The following is a 3,377-nucleotide window of genomic DNA, read 5'->3' as shown; positions in this document are numbered from 1 at the left end:
CAGTACGAAGCGCAGCGAAGTACCGAAGCGAAGCGCAGTGCGGAATGCCCCGACCCTTGCGCAGCAAGGGGCACGCCAATAACATATCCTCAAAAACAAAAAATAATTGGCGGCCTGCCCAAAACAAAACCGCCAAAAAACTTTTAACAGTACTATTTATTTTTTAGGTGCTGCCCCTGCAGCTACCATAGCACGAGTAGCAATTACACTCACAACAGGAATAGATTTGTTATGTAAAATTTCTATGTTTTCCATTTTTATGTCTCCTACGCGTATAGACTTACCTACGTCTAAATCAGTAATGTCTATAGCAATAGTAGAAGGCATATACTTAGGCAGTGCTTTTACTTTGAGTTTGCGCATTTTAGGTAATAGCTTCCCTCCCTTGCTTACCCCCACACTACGACCTGTAAAAGATACAGGAATTTCCATAGTAATTTTTTTATTATCACTGATTTCCAGAAAGTCTGCATGGATAATTTCATTAGTTACAGGATGAAACTGCACTTCTTTTAAAATAGTGCGCAAAGTTTGATTACCTATCTGAATATCCACAAACTTAACTTGTGGGGTATAAACAATTTGTCTAAAATTAAGCCAATGTGTAGCAAAATGGATAGGTTCAGGGCGTACGCCGTATACTACACATGGAACATTACCTTGGCTGCGCAGAGCTTTTACTTCTTTCTTTCCTGTACTCCGTAGAGTACCTGTAATTGTTAATACTTCCATACCACTTTAATCAATAAATAATGAACTGATAGATTCATGATGTATAATGTTACTGATTGCTTTGGCAAATATTGGTGCAATATTAAGGACTTTAAGTTTATCAAAAAGCTTAATGTTTGGTACAGTGTTAGTAACTACAAGCTCTTCCATTGCTGACTGTGTAATTCGTTCTACTGCATTACCTGAAAGTAAGGCGTGTGTAGTGCATGCTCTTACAGACCTTGCACCTTTTTCTATTAAGATTTCAGTGGCTTTGCAAAGTGTATTAGCCGTATCGCAAATGTCATCTACCAATACCACATTTTTACCTTTTACATCTCCAATCACTTCCATAGAAGCAACTTCATTAGCGCGTACGCGGTATTTGTCAATTAAGACCATTTCTGCTTTAAGGTGCTTAGCGTACAATCGGGCACGACCTACTCCCCCTACATCTGGAGCAGCAATGGTTAGATTTTCTAATCCCAAGCTTTGCAGATAAGGTAAAAATACAGCTGTGGCATTGAGGTGATCGAGAGGAATGTCAAAAAAACCTTGAATTTGTCCTGCGTGTAGGTCCATTGTCATTACACGAGAAGCTCCTGCGGAAGTGAGCATGTTTGCAATGAGTTTAGAAGCTATGGATACGCGCGGTTTATCTTTTCTATCTTGGCGTGCGTATCCGAAGTAGGGAATCACTACGTTGATAGTTTTGGCAGAGGCTCTGCGAACTGCATCAATGGTTAGAAGTAACTCCATTAAATTATCCGCAGGCGCTACTGTGGATTGAATAATAAAAGTGTCATGCCCACGAACAGATTCGAGTATGTTAGGTTGTATCTCTCCATCTGAAAAGCGGACTATCTCATATTTAGCTAAATGTGCTCCGTAGTGGGCTGCAATATCTTCAGCCAATTGTCGTGAAACTGTACCTGCAAAGAATTTGACATATTCAGACATGACACTACTTGAATAAAATAAAAAAGTTGCCCGAGGAAGATTCGAACTCCCACAAGCAGAACCAAAATCTGCGGTCCTACCATTAGACGATCGGGCAAACTTTCTGTTAGAATTGCGGTGCAAAAATAGTATGAGTTATCAAACTTGTCAAGAGGATTGGTTGATTTTTTTACTAAACCGTTGTTAATCAGTACATAAAAATTTTTTCTTTTGGCATAACGAAAGTTAAAATAGTACTTGCAACAGCAGCCATACATTTAGTCCAATAATAACGCTTGCTGCTAAAATAGATAAAATTGTAATTCCTTTTGAGTTTTTGAACTTGCCCATGTATCTTTCAGAAGAAGTGAATTGTATCAGCGGAATAATAGCAAAAGGTAACTGCATAGATAGCACTACTTGACTAAATATAAGCAAATCTTTACTTCCTTTTTCTCCTTTCAATATGACCATAATAATGGCAGGCACAATAGCTATAGCGCGAGTAATTAAACGGCGCTGCCATTTTTTTAGTCGTAAATTTAGAAATCCTTCCATTACAATTTGTCCTGCCAAAGTACCTGTATAAGTCGAGCTTTGTCCTGAAAAAAATAAAGCCATAGCAAAAGCAGCTGCTGCGGCACCGCCCAAGGTTCTGTTGAGCATTACATGCGCTTGGGTCAGTTCATCTACTACTGTGCCTTGCTTGTAAAATACTGTTGCAGCCACAATCAAAATAGATGCGTTGATGAATAAAGATGCATTCAAAGATAACACCGTGTCTATAACGTTAAATTTGATAGCTTCCTTTATGCTTTTTGCGTTTTTCGTGATACTGCGAGTTTGTACCAAACTAGAATGTAAATACAAATTATGGGGCATGACCGTAGCGCCTAATATCCCAATAGCAACGTACAGTGCTTCTTTACTTAGTTTTGAAGGGACAAATCCCGATGCAATCTCTGTTACATTCGGTTTGGCAAGGTAAAGTTCAATAATAAAGCAAGAAAATATGCTTAAAACTAAAACTGTAATAATGGCTTCTAAAACTCTGATACCCCAATTTTGCAGTAAAAGTAAAAGCAGTACATCCAGAGAAGTAACTATAACAGCAGTAAGCAAATCTAATCCGAATAGTAGCTTTAAGCCTAAGGCACACCCTAATACTTCTGCTAAATCGCAAGCAATAATGGCTATTTCGCACAAGATCCACAACATCAAAGATACAGGTTTGGCATAGTAGTCTCTACAAGCTTGGGCAAGATCTTTTTGAGCCACTATACCTAATTTTATAGTCAGGCTTTGTAGCAAAATAGCCATTAAATTTGAAAGTAGCATAATCCACAGGAGTTGGTAGCCAAATCTCGATCCACCTTCAATTCCTGTAGCCCAGTTTCCAGGGTCCATGTAGCCGATACTGACCAGTATTCCGGGACCCATAAAAGCAAACATTTTTCTCAAAAAGCCTACTTTTTGAGTGCTTACTGTGCTATTAAACTCTGACAGAGAGAGATATGTACTTACAGCCGAAGGTTTTTGCCACATACAAAATAAATTTTCGGCAAATCTAAAAAATAATTTTTACTTATCCAAAAAGGAATGTTTTATTTAATTTTTTCTTTTGGGCGTGCCCTTGTGGGCATTTCGCTGCGCTCATGCCCACAAGGTCGGCGTGCTACGGGCTACGCTATCGCTTCGGTGCTACGCTTCGCTCCGCACTGGGCTAA

General features: G+C 39.1%; 3 protein-coding genes and 1 tRNA gene. All 4 read right to left on the bottom strand.

The annotated features are described in order from the left end of the window. Positions 1 to 156 precede the first annotated feature (156 nt). Positions 157 to 732 (bottom strand): 50S ribosomal protein L25/general stress protein Ctc, encoded by a 576-nt coding sequence (locus NZ519_13170; GenBank protein MCS7029705.1) that lies wholly within the window; start codon positions 730 to 732, stop codon positions 157 to 159. 6 nt (positions 733 to 738) lie between these two features. Then, entirely contained in the window at positions 739 to 1,671 is a 933-nt protein-coding gene (locus NZ519_13165) for a ribose-phosphate pyrophosphokinase (protein ID MCS7029704.1), read from the bottom strand. A gap of 26 nt (positions 1,672 to 1,697) precedes the next feature. Beyond that, a tRNA-Gln gene (locus NZ519_13160) sits at positions 1,698 to 1,768 on the bottom strand. Positions 1,769 to 1,896: 128 nt separating this feature from the next. Continuing rightward, entirely contained in the window at positions 1,897 to 3,195 is a 1,299-nt protein-coding gene (locus tag NZ519_13155) for an Nramp family divalent metal transporter (protein ID MCS7029703.1), read from the bottom strand. Between the last annotated feature and the right edge of the window lie 182 nt (positions 3,196 to 3,377).

It is taken from the genome of Bacteroidia bacterium (assembly GCA_025056095.1).
Lineage (GTDB): Bacteria > Bacteroidota > Bacteroidia > JANWVE01 > JANWVE01 > JANWVE01.
This window is presented reverse-complemented; position numbering and strand designations above follow the sequence as displayed.

Coding starts and splice junctions, on each gene's coding strand:
- NZ519_13170 (MCS7029705.1), bottom strand. CDS start 732: ATGGAAGTATTAACAATTACAGGTACTCTACGGAGTACAGGAAAGAAA.
- NZ519_13155 (MCS7029703.1), bottom strand. CDS start 3,195: ATGTGGCAAAAACCTTCGGCTGTAAGTACATATCTCTCTCTGTCAGAG.
- NZ519_13165 (MCS7029704.1), bottom strand. CDS start 1,671: ATGTCTGAATATGTCAAATTCTTTGCAGGTACAGTTTCACGACAATTG.